Origin of the sequence: Photobacterium sp. GB-50 (genome assembly GCF_003026755.1) — a bacterium.
Lineage (GTDB): Bacteria > Pseudomonadota > Gammaproteobacteria > Enterobacterales > Vibrionaceae > Photobacterium.
On record NZ_PYNX01000004.1, the window covers coordinates 120,106 to 138,528 of the forward strand.

The window sequence follows — 18,423 nt, forward strand, 5'->3', positions numbered from 1 at the left end:
GGCCTTAATCGTTTTTCGGTTGAGAATAAATTGGGCCTAATAGTTCGAGTTGGGTCAGGTACATACGCATATCGAACTCCAATTGGTGATAGCGAGGTTCCATATGGCAACATAATGCGTAGAACGCTTTATTGTGTTCTTTCTCTCGCAAGTGTGCCAATTCATGAACCACAATCATACGTAGGAATTCAAGTGGTGCAGACTTAAAGACGGAAGCAATACGGATTTCATGCTTGGCTTTTAGCTTACTTCCATGAACACGCGAGATGAAGGTATGTAGGCCTAGTGCATGATTAATAACGTTGATCTTATTATCATAAGCCACTTTACTGATCGGTGCTGATTTTTTTAGATAGGCATTTTTAAGTTCAACGACATAATCATACAGTGCTTTTTCTGTTTTGATGTTATGTGGCGTCGGGTAGCGCTTTAAGAGCAGTGTCTTGAGCGTATCATTATCGATAAGCTGTTGTACTTGCTCAGTAAGATGAGTTGGGTAACCCTGTAGATATTTTAGTGGCTGCATAACGTGACAAAATAGATAAAACGGTCATGCTATAAGTTGATCGCATTTGAGGCAAATAAAATATCTACTGGATGTAATTATATCTATAATATCAAAGTGATATCTTTATCTGTTTTAGAAGGCTCTCTGTATGTCGTTGCGTGTCCCTCCTCCAATATTATTGTTATTATCCGTGTTAGCCATGTACTTACTTTCTCGCTTTTATCCGATTCTAACCATTGACTTTAGTGGTAAGAGTTTTCTGGTTTCGGTGTTGTGTTTTATTGGCGCTATTCCAGGATTTACAGCGATAATTGCGTTTGCAAAGGCCAATACAACAATTGATCCCCGCCATCCACAGAAAACATCACGGTTGGTGACGACCGGTATTTATCGCTTTACGCGTAATCCAATGTATATAGGGTTAGTCTTTTTCCTATTAGCTGCTGCTTTTTATTTTTCCGCGCTGAGTTGCTTTGTGATCGTACCTGTTTTTATATGGGTGATGAACAATTTTCAAATAGAGCCAGAAGAAGAGGTATTACTCGCTATGTTTGGTGAAGAATATTTGCAATATTGCAGAAATGTTCGTCGTTGGTGTTAATACGTCAGACGATATTAATTGATAATAGAGAGTGTAAGGAAAATAACGGTTTACCTCGACGTCATTTTCTTTACACTTGCGAGCACGTGAGTTTATTACTTAAAAGATTAAGTAATAAAGAGACAAAAGAAAACTGAGGGAAAACGAATGAGCAAAGCGAAAATTGGTATTGTTACGGTAAGTGATCGCGCAAGTGCTGGCATTTATGAAGACATTTCAGGCCAAGCGATTATCGATACGCTAAATGATTATTTAACCTCAGAGTGGGAGCCTGTTTATAAGGTGATCCCTGATGAGCAAGATGTGATTGAAGCAACACTTATTACAATGGCAGACGAAGAAAATTGCAGCCTTATTGTTACGACGGGCGGCACTGGCCCTGCTAAGCGTGACGTGACACCTGAAGCGACTGAAGCGGTTTGCGATCGTATGATGCCAGGTTTTGGTGAATTGATGCGTGCTGAATCACTTAAGTTTGTACCCACTGCGATATTGTCTCGCCAAACTGCGGGTTTACGTGGCGATAGCTTAATTGTTAATTTACCAGGTAAGCCTAAATCGATTCGCGAATGCTTAGATGCTGTTTTTCCTGCAATTCCATACTGTATTGATTTAATGGATGGTCCATTCTTAGAATGTGATGATGCGGTGATAAAGCCTTTTAGACCAAAACAGAAGTAATATAGCGCTATAAATAAAAAAGTAACCTTATGGTTACTTTTTTATTTAGCCAGAGTAAAAAGGCAGTGTATATATACACAGCATTATGAGTTTCATATCTTTTCTTGTTATTTTTTTGTAAATGAAATTGGTACTTTCTCACGAAATTAAGCATAATATAAATATGAATTCCAAAATTATTTATTCATATTTTCAAAACTGAAATTCAAAAAAAACACGTAAAAAATAAAATCATTTAAAAACATGTAGTTAGTTATTTTTGTTTTTTAAATATATACTTAAACTTATATTTGGTGCCTTTTTGAACAGTATTTGACTTTATATTAATCATTTGTTTTTCAATTGCTATTATAATATTCTATGCGACCAAAGAGGAACATCTCTGATATTTATTACACATACTGTGTATTTATCCATTATATAAATAAACAGTATGTTTTATGGTTTTTAAAGCAGGCTAGAATATGGATGTTAAACAAAGCTGGGGTTTTATTTCAATTTCAATTGGCGTTGTATCGCTATTATGGGCAAGTATTTCTTTAAGTGGTATGGTCGGACAAGAGCACGTACTAATGGAAATGGGTGCATATATTCATGCGAGCAGTACTGATTTGCCTAATGCAAATTATGCAGAAAAAGTTTTAGCCGCTGAGCGTCATAAAAACTTTGTGGTGTTATTAACGGGCCTTGTCATGGCATTGATCGGCTCGATCATGGTTAAAGGTCGATTTAACAAGTTTTAAATTACTTTTTCTTATCAGGATACCGCAACCATGTATGTTAAAAGTACATGGTTGCGGTGTATAAACCGATATTACTGCGCAGATTGTGGTGTTACGTCTTTGGGTACGTAAGCTTTCGTTCCCCAAAGAGGCACAGTTGATAAGCTATGCTTGTAACTGCCTGATGTTTCTTTTGTTGAGTATGATAAATACATCAATGTTTCAGAAGCAGGATCATAAATACGACGAATTTTCATTGTTTTAAAGAAAATACTTTTCGACTTTTTAAATACCACTTCACCCGATTTCGATTTGTCTATTTTTGCAATCATATCAGGTGTAATTTCACCTGTTTGACGACATGAAATCGATGAATCGGATGGATCTGCAAGGCTTAAATCTGCCTCAATACTTGCTATATGACAGGTAACACCGGGCACTAATGGGTCAACTAAAGTATTTAATTTAATATCTTTGGTGGTAAATACCCCTAGTGATACATCGCCAACTTCATTATCTGAACAACCACTTGTTAATAGCGCTGATGCTACCAATCCTGCCACCATTATGGCTTTTTTCATTACTCTCTCCTTAGTCTATTCGCCGTAATCGATTTGTTTTTATTTACGGTAGATCGAATATATAGCTTTATACGTGAAAAATGTCTTATTTTCACTAAACGTTTGATATTTAAACCACATATTAAGGTTTTGCTATTTTTAGGACAAAAAAAACCGAGATACGGCTTGAGTAACTCGGATAAGTGGCGCTACAAGGCTCCAAATCAAAAATGTTTTGTTAGAGGAAATGCATGAAAATCGAACAATATTGGTCATCGTTGATAGTTGTACGAAAAAAAAATAAGAAAAGTTTAAATTTATTTTTATTTGTTTATCTGTATGTTTATTAAAGGTTTTATAGAGTTAGGATAGGGCATGTTAGATTTAAAAAATGTTATACTTATAACGTTTTTTCAAAATTGTGCTTTTCAGAATGAATAAATACACATAGGATAAATGTAACGGTATTGTTACAGGGAAATTTGTTAGGGACTTCACAGTTACTGTCTATGGGAGGATATTATGTCGAATATTCTTACTTTTCCAGTAAAAGAACAACCGAGAGAACGGACACCTTTAGAAACCATTGTTGAGCAGGAACTGCTTGATTTAAATGCTGATCAATACATGATTGATGTCGTTTTAGAGCGAATGGAGAAGTTTTTGGCTCTAGCATCTTTTGAGTTTGATTTAAAAATGAAGGTATCAAAGGAATGTTTAGATGAAATGCATGAGAACGTATTTCCTGCTATATCGGAAATGCAAGCGTCAGTTCGTGACAACATGAATGAAATTCTGACAGAACGTGTATTACATGAGATCCGTCTTTATAATCTTGAAATGCAAGCAGTAAGATAATATATCTATTTTTTTGAGTATCGACTTTGTTACAGATAGCGTTTATAAATAATTTACCGATATAAAGCCACTTTAAACAGTGGCTTTATTTTTGTCATTAAAACGGCAATAGATTGAAACCCCTTCGTCATTTATCCTTTTTATACTGACACCAAATTCGGTGATTTGCGGTGAAAGTATGGAAACGGACACGCCTTTTTTACTTCCAAGAAAAACGCCACTAGGTATTGCTGAGAACGTGGCTGAATGGGTGACAGGACTAAAGCAGCTTAATCAGTATTATTTAAAACGCCCCGTTGATTCAGATAGAACAACTTTTGTGCGCTATGCGTTAGAATCGTTAGGGATTGATTATCAACTCCAACAAGGCTCGGTACAAACGATCCCACAGCAAGGCTCAACCTTGATTGTTGCCAATCATCCTCTTGGCGGTGTGGAAGGCATTATTCTTGCTGAGCTTCTGCTTTCAGTTCGTGCAGATATAAAAATTTTGGCTAATCAATATTTAAAAACAGTGCCTGAATTAGATTCTCTGTTCATTGGCGTTGATGTTTTTGAAAGTCAATCCACAGTAAAAGCGAATGCAAAAGCAGTAAGAGAAGCACATCATCACCTTGCTGCGGGGGGCTTATTGCTGGTATTCCCAGCAGGAGAAGTATCGACTAAAGATCAAAAAAAAAGGTTAGTCGATAAAAGTTGGAATCGCTCGGTCAGTCGCTTTATTCGCCGTCATAAAGCAGTTGTAGTGCCGATTTTTATTAGTGGTGAAAACAGTAAAAAGTTTTATTTAGCAGGGAAAATTCATCCTTTATTACGTACAGCAATGCTTGGGCGAGAGATGCTAAATAAACGCCAACAATGTATAGGGCTAGCGATCGGTGAAGCTATACATTATTCGGAAGTGAAAAATATTAATGATGACTATCAATTAGTTAATTACTTACGGCTCAATACATATCTTTTAGGTTCAAGCTATTTATCTCAGTCAACAAAGCAAGAACCAGTATCGAACCCTGAAATGGCTACGATCCATCCTCCTATCCCAGCTCAATTACTAGCAGCAGAAATTGCACATTTGCCACATGATCAGAAGCTTATTGAAAATTCTCGCTTTGATGTTTATTGCACCACAGCTGCAGACGCGCCACATTTATTAAAAGAAATTGGTAGAGTGCGAGAAGTTAATTTTAGGGCTGTCGGGGAAGGCACTGGAAAAGCATTGGACTTAGATCGGTTTGATGACTTTTATTATCATTTATTCGTATGGGATAAAGAGCAGCAGCAGTTGGTTGGTGCATATCGTTTAGGAGCATCTGATCAAATCATACAGCAGCAAGGGATTGAAGGGTTATACTCAAGAACCTTGTTTAATTATGATCAGGCGTTAGTGAAACAGTTAGGTAATTCATTAGAATTAGGACGTTCTTTTGTTGCTCAGCCTTATCAGCGTAGCCTTAGCCCACTATTGTTACTGTGGAAGGGAATATGCGAATTTGTCTATCGTCATCCGCAATATACGCACTTATTTGGTCCTGTGAGTATAAGTAATGACTATAGTTTAGAGGCTCGCCAATTATTAGCGGCTAGTCTAGAGGTGCACTATTACGATCAGCAGGTAGCAACGTTGGTAAAGCCGAGTTATCCTTTGCCGAAAGGGGATCGTTGTTATCATCATCCCGATATATTGGCCGCGCTTACTGATATTCAACTGCTCTCAAAAGTTGTGAGTCGATTAGATAACGATAAGAAAGGTGTTCCTGTCTTATTAAGGCAATATCTAAGCTTAAATGGCAAGCTACTTTGCTTTAATGTTGATCCTGCTTTTAATGATGCGTTAGATGGTTTAGTTGTGGTTGATTTACGTCAGGTAGCAGAAAAGACGCTGGCTAAGTATATGGGACTTAAAAAGGCCAAACAGTACATAGCCTATCATCGATAGAGATTGAATCGATGACTTTCATAATGGGATAGCTTTACTATTAAGCTATCCCATTTTCATGGTATGGAAGAATGTGTTTTATTTACTGATAAGGTTGCCATAACTTTTCAGCTCGTGTTCCGATAAACCAAAAGCTAAGAGCAAGTATCGCAAAGAAAAGTGCTTTATGGATCTCGCCCCAAAAATACGTGAAATATTCGGTATACAGCACAACTAACATAAAAGTAATACCAAATGCACGCGTCATAACATCATTAGTTTTTATGCCAATAACAATTGCGATAGTACAACAAACCAAAGCTAAAAGGCTCCATGCCCATAATTCCACTTGTTTTATCTGTGACCACTCATGAAAACTGTCATAGTTACCGAATATAGTCAGTAGCCATAAAAAAGTGAAAAAATAGAACAGTCCAGCAAAACGTGTTGCTTCCGTTAGTGGTTTTACTATTTTTATTTTTGGAAAAAACAGACTAATTAAGATAATGATAGCGCCAAAACAAGTAAATTGTAGCGGAATATTCATTCCTAAAAAGAGGTAATGGCTATCACTTAAATAGGACGTTTCTGAGAGTAAATAAAGCCCTGCGCTTAGTAAGAAAAATAACCAAATTAAAACCGATCTTAACTTGATACCTAACCCACAATAGATGCTGGCAGGAATAGCAATAAATAGACTTTCTCGCCAATGTTCAGCGAGTGTTGTTTTACTTAAAAAACCGACAGAAACAGCTGTGAGTAAAACACCAAAAAAGAAAATGGCTTCATTACTAATGCTTTTTTCAGGGAACTTAGTACGTCTTCTAACACCTAGATAGTATAAAGCGGCGGATAAAAACGCGGTAAAAATAGTTAAAACACTGGCAGGAGTATTAATCAATTTGGCCAATAACGACATTAAATAGTTATCAGCAACTAATAAAATGACGGAGAGGATAAAACAAGCAATAGCTATCCAGAATGAATAAACAGCAAGCAGTTTCCAGTCAAAATTTGCGACTTGATAACTTTGTCGTAATTGCTCACTTTGTTCCATAGTTACAAGTTTTTCTTGTTCCCAGTGCGCAATAGCTTCATCAAGGATTTGTGCTTTTCTTTTATTAAGCTTAAGTGTCATTTCACTGTCCTAGTAACAAAAGGCGTGCAAAGCGATCTATATAAGTTAGAACGCCATTTATTATTAAGCGAGAGGTTGCTTTGATAAGCACTGACGACATAAGCAGCGTCCTGAAGGACAATCTGCAGTATCGCGTTTATCTAATTCGAAACACCAACACGTTGTCTTTCCCGCACTAATATCGCAATGTGCGGGCTCATGGCATTCAGGGCAAAAATGAGTATCAGGCTGCCCCTTTATTTCAGCCATAACTGATTCTCGCTTGGCATCATCAAAGTTTTGCCATTCGATAACTTCTTTCATGGTGCGTAAGCAACCACTACAGATACCATCACTATTTTTACACTTGGCAACACATGGGCTTTTCACTACAAGATCCCTTTTTACGATAATTTTTGATGTTGGCGAGTATATCAAAAACATCACTCACTCATAGCGTAGCTTATCAACAATATACTGAGCGATAGGAAAGCATGACGTAGCCGCTGGTGAAGGCGCGTTACATACGACAAGGCTTAATGTTGTTTGATGAAACATAAAATCATCAATCAGTTGGCCTTGTTTATTCACCGCTTGGGCTCGTATCCCACATGGATACGGTTGTAAATCAGAGGTTGTTAATTGAGGGTAATAGCTCTGTACTTTAGCTAAATAAGAAGGCTTCCATACTGCTTGAGTAAACTCTGCCAATGCTGATGATAAGTGTTTGTATAGCAGAGGGTATAAGCCTTTAAAGCTAAGTAAGTCCAAACTATCTTTAAGATTAAACATTGGTGAATCATAAGCTTCACGCGCAAAATTGAGGACGGCATTGGGTCCAACAGTAATGCTGCCATCGATCATTTTAGTTAAGTGGATCCCTAGAAAAGGCAAGGTAGGATCTGGGACAGGATAGATTAAATGGTTTATTTGATCGTTGTGCTTGTTTGGGAGTTGATAGTAATCTCCTCTAAAAGGAACAATAGAAAATGAGGGTTGAGTACCGAGCATAGAAACAATTCTATCGGATTGTAGTCCAGCACACGCAATTAATTTACCCGCGACAAATGTTTTCGTTTTACATTTAACAGCAACGCTATCAGTCTTTTCTTCTATTGCTTCAACGGTTTGGTTAAAAATAACATGACCGTTGTGATGTCGGATCAACTCAACAAGTTTTTGACAAATCAATCGATAATTAACGATGGCAGAATCTGGGACAAAAATAGCACTAATGCCTGTAATGTTAGGCTCTTGTTGTTTCAGTGCATGCTGATCAAGAAGGGTGATATCAATATCAAGATGAGCAGCTCGTATTGCTAGTTGTTGTAATCGTTGTTGCTCGGAAGTGTTTGTGGCAACGACTAATTTTCCGCATTGTTCGAAAGGAATATCAAATTCATTACAAAAGGCTTTAATAGCTTGATTACCACGAAGACAAAAATCACTTTTTAAGCTGCCTGGAGGGTAATAAATACCAGCATGTATGACACCACTATTGTGGCCTGTTTGATGGAAAGCTTCATGAGCTTCTTTTTCGATAACCCATATCTTTTTTTGGGGAAAACGTTGTTGCAGCTCCCATGCTGTACTTAATCCAATTATTCCAGCCCCAATAACTAGAAAGTCACAATCTAACACTAAAACCTCCCATTGGTATGGCGATGCGTGATGAGAGTTATCATAAGGCTATTTACTATACGGAGTCGTTATTCAGTCGGTATCATGCTGAGGTTGTGATCTCATACAGTGAAATGTCATCATTTATATTGTCTATAGAAGCAATAGAAAGTTTATCAACAGGGCACATACCCACTTTTAGCATGACCTTTGCAGGATCTGTGATGCTTTTACTGTGGCGACCATAAATATGTTTGAGATGTAATCGGTTAAAACCAAACTCTTTAAGACGTTCAACCGCTTCAGTACAATATCCATTGCCCCAGTAAGGTACACCAATCCAATAACCCAATTGACCACTCCCGTTTTGTATATTTTCAAGTCCAGCACAGCCAACCAGTTGGTGATTTGCTTTTAATGTTATCGCAAAGATTGCTGAGTTCTGGGTGAGCCAACCACCTAAATGCTTACCAATCCATTTACCCGCCATACCGTCAGAGTAAGGATGAGGAACATTGATAGTACTATTTGCAATATCGATGTTGCCTGCTAAATGTTGAATTTTTGTCGCATCTGATAATTGTAGTGGACGAAGAATTAATCTGTCAGTTGTTAGTAGTGGTTGTGATTGGTACATAGTCTTAACGACCTCTCAACGTAGTTATTAATGCAATTAAAGGCATATTGTTGAGCTATTAAAACGTATTTTGATATGTACGTCCTCGATTCAATCAAAGATCGCGCAACAAGAGGCATGTTTATGGGAAGAGAAAATCAAAAATGTAGAGTTGATCGCGATTTGCTGTTGCGCATTATTTAATGCGGGCTTTGGTTGGAATGTCTTTTATTGAAGTGGTATTACGTGAATAAGGTTTCGCTGTCGTTGTGGATTTCCACATATCTTCACTGTGTTTAATCACGTTTGCTAGTGCTTGTTTTAAGAAGTTTTGTATTTGAAACTTAATTAACCAGCCAGTGCCTTTAATTTTAGGGGAAAAAGTAATGCGATAATGAATTTTACTTTGGGTTGCATTGATACTTTTAAACTTTATCCACCCGCCATGTTCATTCACTGGAGCGCCTTGAATTATTTGATAGTGAATGTGTTCATTTTCTTTAAAATCAATGATTTGCTCTTGATATGTAAATGGCCCTTGAATGACTTCGCGTATAGCACCGATCCCATTAATCTCTGGTTTTCCTGAGCGAATCAACGAGTACTGAGCATTAAAAAAACGCCCTAATTTAGCGTGATCAGAAAGTAATGCAAAGAGGACGGTTTTAGGTACATTAGCGGTTACCTCTAAAGTAACGGTATGAATCGTCATTATCGTCTCCATAGCACTTAATTACATCTAACATACCATTTACAATTGGTTGTTGGAAGCCAAAGCGAAAGCTTTAAAGGGATTTTTTCTTTTTTATGATGGTATTAAAAGGAATGAATTGGTGATGATATTAATAATAAAAAGTGAAAATTGGCTGTTTTGATTAAATTTTTGAGAGGGTAGGACGTTGGTATAGATTGCCGATAGTTATAAAAATATACTTATTTTGCAATAGGTTAAGATTATCGTTAATAGGGTATGATCACTTGTATAATAAAATAAAGAGTTGAATCACAAAAAAAATCTATTTTAGTGGTTGTCAAATGAGCAAAAGATACATATATTAAATTGTCGATATAAATTGTTCGAGGTTTTTTAAAGTAAGAAAACGTAGCTGATAATATTTAGCTATGGTTGCATTTCAATACTTCCTATCGAACCCATATCTATAAAAATCATTTTAATAATCTACTGTGAACTTTTCTGATAGTTTGCTGCCTAAGATATATTAATAAAAAAAGATGTTCACAAAAAAACTATTGTGATGTCATGTTTATGTCACATCAAGTTGTTTAAGTAGAACAGATAAGTAAAGAGTAAGAACGGTATTAATTTTAGTGATATCAACCTTACTCATATAAGATTAATGAGAGGTTTTAAATGAAAACACGTAACCGTAGACAGTGGTTTTACTATAAAAATCAAACTACTAAAGTTGAAAAAGCATAATCAATGCTGACAGAAAGGCTTTCTTTTAGGTGATTCAGAAAGTCTTATACATTTAGCAAATCCCCCGTTAAATGTTCAAAATCTTAGTAATGTAAATTTAAATACTTATTGAGTATCAGTGGCCAGAAATAAATGAATATTTCTGGCTTTCTTATATTTAAAATTCGCATTTAACTATATTTAGATAGGCATTTAAATTAAAAGGCAAACGATTGCTATTTTTAAATGCAAAATAATCCAATGGCTTGTTAATTGATAATACGACCTTTTATTTTTGCATTATCTGGAATGCTTGTTATTTGAGTGCCCTTAATGTGGATATCGCCATCAACGATGATTTGATTAGGAAGTTTAGTTATTTTGCTGTTGTTTAAGTAAAGATCCCCTTTGACATAAAGGTTATCTGGAAGCGTTTGGATCTCCGTTCCCATTAAACTGAGATCTCCCTTTACTCTCATACCATAGTTAAGTGCTTTAATTTTTGAATGAGCAAGGTTAACGAATCCATCGACGTTAAATACCACGGGGAGGTACTCAACTTCAGTATAAGCAAGATTAAGATTACCATTTACAGTCAGGCTACGTGGAAGTTGTGAAATCTTGCTTTTTTCAAGATTCAAGTTACCAGTGATCACAAGAGGATCGGGTAGTTGTATATCTCTACTATTTCTTAATGAGACATTGCCATATGAATCGACATAGTTCAGTAAGTGAATAGGTGAAAGAGCATAAGCATATAGCGGCGCAGAGCTAGCTAGCAATAAGAAAGTGGCGAACGTATGCAGCGTCAATCTTGTTTTTAATTGTTTTTTCATGATTTCGTTATTCGTCATGCTTGAGTTTGGTTGTTCACGAGTGATGTCCATATTATTGCTATCGTGTTTAAAGTGGTTAACTTTAATTATTACCTTATTAGTAATGAAATTTTGTTATTAGAGTAAATAGCGAAAGACTGTTTTGGAACCAAGCTCAACATAAACAAAGCATTCATTCTAAAAAGTCATTAGCTGACAGTCTACGCGAAAAATAAAAAGCATAGTAATGAACCAGAAATCGATTTCTATTTTCTAAATGAATTATCATGTGTTTGAAATAAATACTTACACTTGAAGTGCTTTTTAGACGCTTAAATTCAGCTCTATTCAGGTTGCATTTAGTTAATAAAATAGTGTTTTATTTGTTAAGTTTTCGTACAGGAGAGATGCTTTAGTTTTGTTGCTAACGAAAAGACACAGGTATTTTGAAAGCCAATTAATCTTCCCTTTAGATTAATGACTTTCACTAATAACAATAAGTTAGGAATAAAATCATGAAAAAGTCTATTTTATCTACGGTCGTTTTAGCAGGTATCGTATCAGCGCCAGCGATGGCAACAAATGTGGAAACATTTATGGGTGGTGGTGTGGGTTATCAATTAGATAACTTTAAAGATGCAGCTAAAATGCATAGTGAAGATGCTAGCTATCAAATCCGTGGTGGTGTAATTGTCGATAACCATCACCGCTTAATGGCAACTTACGGTTATAAGAAAGATAAATTCAATATCGCTGAATCTGGAGAAGAAACTATCAAGGCTAAGCATAAACAAGATTTATTTTTAGTTTCTTATGATTACCTAGTACCAGTCACTTCTAATATTAACCTTTTTGCTGGTGCGTCAATGGGTGCTGCTCATAATAAATTAACAGCTAAGACATCAGAAGCGAGTGGTAAAGATAGCTCTACTGATTTTGTATGGGGTGGACAACTAGGTGCAATGGTTCAACTAACGGATAATATTTCATCAGATCTTACATACCGTTATCTTGATCAAAATTACAAAACAGATGGTGTTCGTTTAAAAGGAACAGAGCAAATTGTTTGGAGTGTTGATTATAAATTCTAATAAATTTAATTATTTATAAAAACGTAGCACCTCACATAAAGTGGGGTGCTATGCGATGTAGAAGCTAAAAGGTAAGCAATAAAATTATTTATTTGTTGTAATACTATAATCTGAATCATTACCACTAAGCATAAATGTATTGTCGATAAATCTTTTTATCCTGCCATTTTCAAGTTCGGATTGTTGCATAACACGAAAAGTTCTCTTGATTCCTTCTGCATCTATGGAGTGAGATAAATGCGTGTCTGTTATCTTAGTGCCGTCTTTTGAGGTAAAAAAGTTAACTACTTCAACTTTAACCTTTGCATTCTTTTTCAACCAGACCATACGTTGCTTAAAAGCATCAGCATCATATTCTTTATCGTTAATATTGATATAGCAATCTTCCGTAAAATAATGATGAAACTTTGATGTATCAGGGTTGACTAATATTTCCTGATATAACTTCTCGTAAGTTTTTATATTATCCCAGTCAGGAGCTCTTGATTCTGTCATTGAGTGTACCTTTTGTTGTTTTATTAAAGCTGTGGTTACTTTAACAGACTGTTTTATTTTGTTTTGATAGTACACGACAATTGCTAGTGATTTTTCGCCAAAGATTAAGCGACATCTTTAGTCATTATATCTGTCAATGTTACTTTTAATTGATCGTTAAATGCTCTTTTAGGGGGATCTTGTTCTAGATAAGTCGCTTTTTAGGAAGATACACAATGACGAAAATATGAATTCAGACAAAGTCGTATTATGATATGGCGCGTTTGAGATCATAGGCAGTAATAGTGAATAAGCAAAAGTTATTAAATCAGGTACAAATTAGGCTACAACAAATATTAGAAGCGGCGACTGAAGCGGCTTTACGTGCCTATAATACGGCGACTGATGATGAAAATGTTGCCGAAAATCAATATGACACATTGGCGCTTGAAGCGTCTTATTTAGCGCATGGTCAGGCACAAAGAGTAGAAGAGTGCAAAGCTGATATAGCAGCTTATCAAGTATTACAAGCTAACTTACCTAAAGCCTTTGATACTGTACTACTTGGGCATATTGTAACGTTAGCTGATGAAGATGATAACGTGCGTTTTGTTTTTCTGGGCCCCAGCTCTGGTGGACTAGTCGTAACGTTTGATCAGTATTCTGTCACGATAGTGACACCAACTTCGCCATTTGGTGATGCATTGATTGGTCGTGAGATCGGTGAAGAAGTCGATGTTCATATTGGTGATAATGTCACTTGGTATGAAGTTATGGCGATCAATTAAATCATTTTATTTAAAGGTATCTCGGTATTTTTGATAATACTGATAAATATGCTCAATGAAGAGTTTCACTTTCATTGGTTGCTGTTTGGTATACGGATATACCGCATAAATGCCTAATGATTTCGCAACATAATCAGTGAGAACTTCAATCAAGCGACCTTTTTTAAGATCTTCAGCGACTAATACTTTGGGAATGTAGACTAAGCCTTGTCCGTGTAATGCCGCGCCACGTAAAGCAGAAGCGTTATTAGTGGTAAAGTTGCCTTTTACTTTAACGGTATGAATACCTAATGTATCTTCAATTAGCCATTCGTTCGCCCCTGTTTCTTGGAAGCTATAACCCAGACAGTTATGTTTTTCTAAATCATAAGGCTGTGTTGGTATGCCATATTGCTTGATATAGCTGGGGGATGCACATATCACCCAGCGAGCTTGAACCAATTGACGGGCAATAAAGCTTGAATCTGGCATTGCGCCTGTTCTTATCGCAATATCAAATCCTTCCTGTACTAAATCAACAAAGCGATTGTCGAGTTCCATTTCAATATGAATATCAGGATATTGACGGCTAAATGCTGCAATTGCTTCGGGTAAAATAAGTTCGCCCGAAATGGTAGGGACAGTAATACGGATTTTACCTGTTAAGCTTTCTCCCAAACCACTCATTGCATCTTCTGCATTTTGAACCGCATTGTAGACTTCTCTCGCATGATGATAAAAAACATCACCAGCTTCTGTCAGTGTCAACTTGCGTGTAGTCCGATAAATAAGCTGAACGCCTAACGCTTGTTCAAGTGCTGTGATACGTTTGCTTACCACCGATTTTGTTAAGCCAATGTGTTCGGCTGCTTTGCTAAAGGAGCCTTTATCAATTAGGTGATAAAAAAGGAGTAGATTATTCGTCGTCTTCATTTATTAGTGTACTTTTTTCAACAAACATGTGAATTAGTCAATATTTATCAACCATACAGAGTAAAGTAGAATATACCTATAAGAAATAAAACAATTAACTCGTATATATACATGGAGCCATGATGCAGCAGCCCTACCTTGAACTGATTGCGCTATTAGAACAACAAATAGATAAAAGTCGCATTATCACCGATCCAACACTCGCACTGGCCTATGGTACCGATGCTAGCTTTTACCGTTTAACACCTCAAGTTGTCCTTCAACTGGATAGTTTGCAAGAGGTGATTTTTGCCGTTAAAACGTGCTACGAGCGCCAAATTCCGGTGACATTTAGAGCTGCTGGTACTAGCTTATCTGGTCAAGCTCAGTCCGATTCTGTGTTAATCACGCTGACTCGAAATTGGCGTGATTATGAGATATTAAATGATGGTGAACAGATTTGGCTCCAGCCGGGAATCATTGGTGCTGAAGTCAATGCGTATTTAGCGCCATTTGGCCGTAAAATTGGCCCAGATCCTGGCTCAATCAATACCTGTAAAATTGGTGGTATTGTTGCTAACAATGCGTCAGGTATGTGTTGTGGCACTTCAGAGAATAGTTACCGCACAGTTGCTGGGATGACGGTTGTTTTAGCTGACGGTACAGTGCTAAATACATTAGATAGTGCCAGTGTTGAAGCTTTTAAACTCAGTCATGCAGAAATGATTGATGAGTTGATGACACTCGTCACCCAGTGTCAGGAAGATAGCGAACTGGCAGCTAAGATCCGTCATAAGTACCGTTTAAAAAACACCACAGGTTATAGTCTTAATTCACTGATTGACTTTGATGATCCAATTGACGTTTTGCAACACCTTTTCATTGGTTCAGAAGGCACATTAGGTTTTATTGCTGACGTAACTTACAACACAGTTGTGAATCATGCACACAAAGCATCTGGGTTGTTTGTTTTCAGTGATATTGAGATCACTTGCCTTGCAGTAAGTGAGTTGAGTAAAACTTCAGTCGCTGCGGTTGAATTAATGGATAGCCGTTCTTTAGCTTCTGTTGCCGACAAGCCAGGAATGCCAGGTTTTATCGCAGAGCTTGGTGAAAAAGGTGATACTGAAGCCGCGGCATTATTGATAGAGATTCATGCTGAGAATGAGGCTGCATTACAGCAACAAATTGAACAGTTGCTAGCTATTATTAATGGTTTCTCGCCGATTGCTCAGGTTGATTTTAGTCGTGATACCAAAACCTGTGAGCAGTTATGGGGGATCCGTAAAGAGCTATTCCCATCAGTGGGGGCTGTGCGAGAGACTGGAACCACAGTTATCATTGAAGATGTAGCCTTTCCGATTGAACAATTAGCCCCTGCTGTACGTGAACTACAGGAGTTATTTACTCAGTTCAATTACCATGAAGCGATCATTTTTGGTCACGCATTGGCGGGAAATCTACACTTTGTATTCACTCAGTCATTTGATAGCCAAGTAGAAATAACACGTTATAGTGATTTTATGGATGCAGTGGCTCAGTTAGTGGCCGTTGATTATAAAGGGTCATTAAAAGCAGAGCATGGTACTGGGCGTAATATGGCGCCGTTTATCGAGCTTGAGTGGGGCGCTGATGGCTATCAATTAATGCAAAATATTAAACGCATTTTTGATAAACGCGGCATTTTAAACCCTGGTGTGATCATCAATGAAGACAAAGAATCACATATCAAAAACTTAAAAGGGATGCCTGAAGCAGATGAGTTGATTGATAAGTGTGTTGAATGTGGTTTCTGTGAGCCTGTTTGTCCTTCTCGTAATTTATCGTTAACACCACGCCAACGTAATACAGTATTTCGTGAAATCTCTCGCTTAAGAAAAACTAACGAAGATCCTAGCCGTCTTGCTCAGATGGAAAAAACCTATCGTTACTACGGCCTAGATACCTGTGCCGCAACAGGATTATGTGCCGATCGTTGCCCTGTTGGGATCAATACCGGCGATCTTGTTCGTAAATTACGTCAAAACCATACAGATAAAGCAAAACAAATTGCGAACTGGACTGCGGATCATTTTTCAACCGTTACGTCAGTAGCTAAAACTGGTTTAACTGTCGCAAATGGTATGCATAAGGTACTTGGCACTAATAAAATGCGTAAGTTGACGAAGGCGGCTTATGACTTATCGGGTCATCGTATTCCGATGTGGTCTTCACATATGCCTGTCGCGGTAAAATCCACTGAAATGTTGAAAGTTAAAAAAGTGGGTCGAGAAAAGATCGTTTATTTCCCGAGTTGTTCTGCACGTACAATGGGCACTGAAGCGAATGCAAAAGATCCTCGACCATTAGTCGATGTGACGATCTCTCTGCTTGAAAAAGCGGGCTATGAAGTTGTTATTCCGAAGGATTTAAACAATCAATGTTGTGGTATGCCATATACCAGTAAAGGTTTTCCTGAAACGGCAGCGAAAAAAGCACAGCAATTAGAAAATGCGTTATGGGAAGCATCTAGCCAAGGAACCTATCCTGTATTAATGGATACCAGCCCTTGTGCAAGTACAGGAAAAGAAACACTACGCAGTGAAATTAAAATCTACGAGCCTTTTGAATTTGTCGCAAATTATGTGTTGCCAAAATTAACCATAACACAGCAAGAAGAGCCTGTGATGTTACACATTACCTGTACTTCACGTCGTAAAGGGTTAGCTGGGGTGATGGAAAAAGTCACGAAAGCTTGTGCGAAGACAGTGATTATTCCAGATGACATTACCTGTTGCGGTTTTGCTGGCGATAAAGGTTTTACCAAACCAGAACTTAACGCAAGTTCACTAGCGCCTTTAAAACGTCAAGTACCTGTAGACTGTACTGAAGGTTATTCAAATAGTCGTACTTGTGAGTTAGGGCTATCTGAACATAGCGGGATAGAGTATCGCTCAATTCTCTATTTAGTTGATAAAGTCAGTATGTAAGTGATCAATTTTTAAATGAAAACGCTGATATGAAAGTATCAGCGTTTTTTTATGTTCAATGAGGGTTATTTATAAAATAAGGCTGTTTGGTTGGAACGCTATTTTAAATGACTTATTTTGATATATTACATTGCATAAATGATTGGCTGAAAGTTAAGAGAACATGTTGTTTTTTCGTATACTATTAGATCTATAACTCTATTTAAATATATAGATAGATTAGCCGATAGGTTCTTTTCGGATTTGTAATTTATCCGTTATTACTCATCTAACGATGAGTGAATATTCAGCTATGGATTATAAATCCCATATAATATAAAGGGTTTAATATGCATTTTCACTCAACTGCTCGCGGTATTTTAATTAACGATGATGCAGTGCTTGTAACCCGAGTTAAAGGTGATGATAAAACATTTTTACCTGGTGGACATATTGATGCAAAAGAATCAGCAGCGACAACGGTGATTCGAGAATTGAATGAAGAAGCGAACTTAAAGGTTAACATTGATTGTTTTTTGGGGGCCGTAGAAAATAACTGGCATATAGGGCAAGAATTAAATACTGAACTATGCTTATTATTTTTATTGTCATCAAAAACAGATAATAATCTTGATACTATTAAGAGTTGTGAAGCTCATATCGATTATTTTTGGTTAAAAAAAGAAGATCTGGTAACGAGTAATTTATACCCATTAGCATTAAGAGAGTGGCTAATGTCTTCGCAATTAGAATTTACAAAATCCCAACCAGCATTTTGGGGCAGTGATTTGTAAA

At 36.9% G+C, this 18,423-nt stretch carries 19 protein-coding genes; 9 read left to right on the top strand and 10 right to left on the bottom strand.

Annotated features, from left to right (window positions below):
• Positions 1 to 4: 4 nt before the first annotated feature.
• Positions 5 to 526 carry a M48 family metallopeptidase gene (locus C9J41_RS07690; RefSeq protein WP_107207053.1) on the bottom strand — a complete coding sequence of 174 codons (522 nt, stop codon included), beginning with the start codon at positions 524 to 526 and terminating at the stop codon, positions 5 to 7.
• Between the two features lie 130 nt (positions 527 to 656).
• Here C9J41_RS07690 and C9J41_RS07695 point away from each other — a divergent pair, with 130 nt between their 5' ends.
• From C9J41_RS07695 to C9J41_RS07705, 3 genes are all read left to right on the top strand, one after another.
• Entirely contained in the window at positions 657 to 1,109 is a 453-nt protein-coding gene (locus C9J41_RS07695; protein ID WP_107294431.1) for an isoprenylcysteine carboxylmethyltransferase family protein, read from the top strand.
• Positions 1,110 to 1,256: 147 nt separating this feature from the next.
• Complete coding sequence (gene mog / locus C9J41_RS07700; protein ID WP_107259863.1) at positions 1,257 to 1,790, top strand: molybdopterin adenylyltransferase; 534 nt, start codon at positions 1,257 to 1,259, stop codon at positions 1,788 to 1,790.
• A 464-nt stretch (positions 1,791 to 2,254) separates the two neighbouring features.
• Positions 2,255 to 2,533: a molybdenum cofactor biosynthesis protein gene (locus C9J41_RS07705; RefSeq protein WP_107207051.1), complete on the top strand. Its 279-nt coding sequence runs from the start codon at positions 2,255 to 2,257 to the stop codon at positions 2,531 to 2,533.
• 71 nt (positions 2,534 to 2,604) lie between these two features.
• Here the strand turns inward: C9J41_RS07705 and C9J41_RS07710 are convergent, their stop codons facing one another.
• Positions 2,605 to 3,093, bottom strand: a complete 489-nt coding sequence (locus C9J41_RS07710; protein ID WP_045152230.1) for a CreA family protein — start codon at positions 3,091 to 3,093, stop codon at positions 2,605 to 2,607.
• Positions 3,094 to 3,594: 501 nt separating this feature from the next.
• Here C9J41_RS07710 and C9J41_RS07715 point away from each other — a divergent pair.
• Both C9J41_RS07715 and C9J41_RS07720 read left to right on the top strand, forming a co-directional pair.
• Positions 3,595 to 3,930: a hypothetical protein gene (locus C9J41_RS07715; protein WP_005364081.1), complete on the top strand. Its 336-nt coding sequence runs from the start codon at positions 3,595 to 3,597 to the stop codon at positions 3,928 to 3,930.
• Between the two features lie 178 nt (positions 3,931 to 4,108).
• Positions 4,109 to 5,869, top strand: coding sequence for a lysophospholipid acyltransferase family protein (locus C9J41_RS07720; RefSeq protein WP_107207050.1), 1,761 nt, complete (start codon positions 4,109 to 4,111; stop codon positions 5,867 to 5,869).
• Between the two features lie 82 nt (positions 5,870 to 5,951).
• Here C9J41_RS07720 and C9J41_RS07725 read toward each other — a convergent pair whose 3' ends face one another.
• From C9J41_RS07725 to C9J41_RS07750, 6 genes are all read right to left on the bottom strand, one after another.
• Positions 5,952 to 6,986: a DUF2157 domain-containing protein gene (locus C9J41_RS07725; protein WP_107287355.1), complete on the bottom strand. Its 1,035-nt coding sequence runs from the start codon at positions 6,984 to 6,986 to the stop codon at positions 5,952 to 5,954.
• Positions 6,987 to 7,049: 63 nt separating this feature from the next.
• A complete protein-coding gene (locus tag C9J41_RS07730) occupies positions 7,050 to 7,355 on the bottom strand; it encodes a DUF1289 domain-containing protein (RefSeq protein WP_107207048.1) in 306 nt (101 codons plus the stop codon).
• 57 nt (positions 7,356 to 7,412) lie between these two features.
• Positions 7,413 to 8,606, bottom strand: coding sequence for an L-2-hydroxyglutarate oxidase (lhgO, locus tag C9J41_RS07735; RefSeq protein WP_107294432.1), 1,194 nt, complete (start codon positions 8,604 to 8,606; stop codon positions 7,413 to 7,415).
• 82 nt (positions 8,607 to 8,688) lie between these two features.
• Positions 8,689 to 9,222: a GNAT family N-acetyltransferase gene (locus tag C9J41_RS07740; protein WP_107207046.1), complete on the bottom strand. Its 534-nt coding sequence runs from the start codon at positions 9,220 to 9,222 to the stop codon at positions 8,689 to 8,691.
• Between the two features lie 175 nt (positions 9,223 to 9,397).
• Entirely contained in the window at positions 9,398 to 9,913 is a 516-nt protein-coding gene (locus tag C9J41_RS07745; protein ID WP_107207045.1) for an SRPBCC family protein, read from the bottom strand.
• A 977-nt stretch (positions 9,914 to 10,890) separates the two neighbouring features.
• A complete protein-coding gene (locus C9J41_RS07750; RefSeq protein ID WP_107207044.1) occupies positions 10,891 to 11,508 on the bottom strand; it encodes a hypothetical protein in 618 nt (205 codons plus the stop codon).
• Positions 11,509 to 11,951: 443 nt separating this feature from the next.
• Here C9J41_RS07750 and C9J41_RS07755 point away from each other — a divergent pair, with 443 nt between their 5' ends.
• A complete protein-coding gene (locus tag C9J41_RS07755; protein WP_107207043.1) occupies positions 11,952 to 12,527 on the top strand; it encodes a porin family protein in 576 nt (191 codons plus the stop codon).
• Positions 12,528 to 12,611: 84 nt separating this feature from the next.
• Here C9J41_RS07755 and C9J41_RS07760 read toward each other — a convergent pair whose 3' ends face one another.
• Positions 12,612 to 13,022, bottom strand: coding sequence for a hypothetical protein (locus C9J41_RS07760; RefSeq protein ID WP_107259859.1), 411 nt, complete (start codon positions 13,020 to 13,022; stop codon positions 12,612 to 12,614).
• 284 nt (positions 13,023 to 13,306) lie between these two features.
• Here C9J41_RS07760 and C9J41_RS07765 point away from each other — a divergent pair, with 284 nt between their 5' ends.
• Positions 13,307 to 13,789 (top strand): GreA/GreB family elongation factor, encoded by a 483-nt coding sequence (locus C9J41_RS07765; RefSeq protein WP_107207041.1) that lies wholly within the window; start codon positions 13,307 to 13,309, stop codon positions 13,787 to 13,789.
• A 6-nt stretch (positions 13,790 to 13,795) separates the two neighbouring features.
• On the opposite strand, the gene C9J41_RS07770 is transcribed toward C9J41_RS07765, so the two are convergent.
• The gene (locus C9J41_RS07770) at positions 13,796 to 14,701 is read right to left on the bottom strand and encodes a LysR family transcriptional regulator (RefSeq protein WP_107259856.1); all 906 of its coding nucleotides are present in this window, start codon (positions 14,699 to 14,701) and stop codon (positions 13,796 to 13,798) included.
• Positions 14,702 to 14,823: 122 nt separating this feature from the next.
• On the opposite strand from C9J41_RS07770, the gene C9J41_RS07775 reads away from it, so the two are divergent.
• Positions 14,824 to 17,649 carry an FAD-binding and (Fe-S)-binding domain-containing protein gene (locus tag C9J41_RS07775; RefSeq protein WP_107259854.1) on the top strand — a complete coding sequence of 942 codons (2,826 nt, stop codon included), beginning with the start codon at positions 14,824 to 14,826 and terminating at the stop codon, positions 17,647 to 17,649.
• Between the two features lie 329 nt (positions 17,650 to 17,978).
• Complete coding sequence (locus C9J41_RS07780) at positions 17,979 to 18,422, top strand: NUDIX domain-containing protein (protein ID WP_107207038.1); 444 nt, start codon at positions 17,979 to 17,981, stop codon at positions 18,420 to 18,422.
• Position 18,423 lies beyond the last annotated feature (1 nt).

What these genes read in the sequence shown, in the direction of transcription:
- C9J41_RS07775 (WP_107259854.1), top strand. Translation starts at nt 14,824, where the DNA reads ATGCAGCAGCCCTACCTTGAACTGATTGCGCTATTAGAACAACAAATA.
- C9J41_RS07740 (WP_107207046.1), bottom strand. Translation starts at nt 9,222, where the DNA reads ATGTACCAATCACAACCACTACTAACAACTGACAGATTAATTCTTCGT.
- C9J41_RS07780 (WP_107207038.1), top strand. Translation starts at nt 17,979, where the DNA reads ATGCATTTTCACTCAACTGCTCGCGGTATTTTAATTAACGATGATGCA.
- C9J41_RS07745 (WP_107207045.1), bottom strand. Translation starts at nt 9,913, where the DNA reads ATGACGATTCATACCGTTACTTTAGAGGTAACCGCTAATGTACCTAAA.
- mog (WP_107259863.1), top strand. Translation starts at nt 1,257, where the DNA reads ATGAGCAAAGCGAAAATTGGTATTGTTACGGTAAGTGATCGCGCAAGT.
- C9J41_RS07755 (WP_107207043.1), top strand. Translation starts at nt 11,952, where the DNA reads ATGAAAAAGTCTATTTTATCTACGGTCGTTTTAGCAGGTATCGTATCA.
- C9J41_RS07715 (WP_005364081.1), top strand. Translation starts at nt 3,595, where the DNA reads ATGTCGAATATTCTTACTTTTCCAGTAAAAGAACAACCGAGAGAACGG.
- C9J41_RS07770 (WP_107259856.1), bottom strand. Translation starts at nt 14,701, where the DNA reads ATGAAGACGACGAATAATCTACTCCTTTTTTATCACCTAATTGATAAA.
- C9J41_RS07760 (WP_107259859.1), bottom strand. Translation starts at nt 13,022, where the DNA reads ATGACAGAATCAAGAGCTCCTGACTGGGATAATATAAAAACTTACGAG.
- C9J41_RS07710 (WP_045152230.1), bottom strand. Translation starts at nt 3,093, where the DNA reads ATGAAAAAAGCCATAATGGTGGCAGGATTGGTAGCATCAGCGCTATTA.
- C9J41_RS07725 (WP_107287355.1), bottom strand. Translation starts at nt 6,986, where the DNA reads ATGACACTTAAGCTTAATAAAAGAAAAGCACAAATCCTTGATGAAGCT.
- C9J41_RS07720 (WP_107207050.1), top strand. Translation starts at nt 4,109, where the DNA reads ATGGAAACGGACACGCCTTTTTTACTTCCAAGAAAAACGCCACTAGGT.
- C9J41_RS07705 (WP_107207051.1), top strand. Translation starts at nt 2,255, where the DNA reads ATGGATGTTAAACAAAGCTGGGGTTTTATTTCAATTTCAATTGGCGTT.
- C9J41_RS07695 (WP_107294431.1), top strand. Translation starts at nt 657, where the DNA reads ATGTCGTTGCGTGTCCCTCCTCCAATATTATTGTTATTATCCGTGTTA.
- C9J41_RS07690 (WP_107207053.1), bottom strand. Translation starts at nt 526, where the DNA reads ATGCAGCCACTAAAATATCTACAGGGTTACCCAACTCATCTTACTGAG.
- C9J41_RS07750 (WP_107207044.1), bottom strand. Translation starts at nt 11,508, where the DNA reads ATGGACATCACTCGTGAACAACCAAACTCAAGCATGACGAATAACGAA.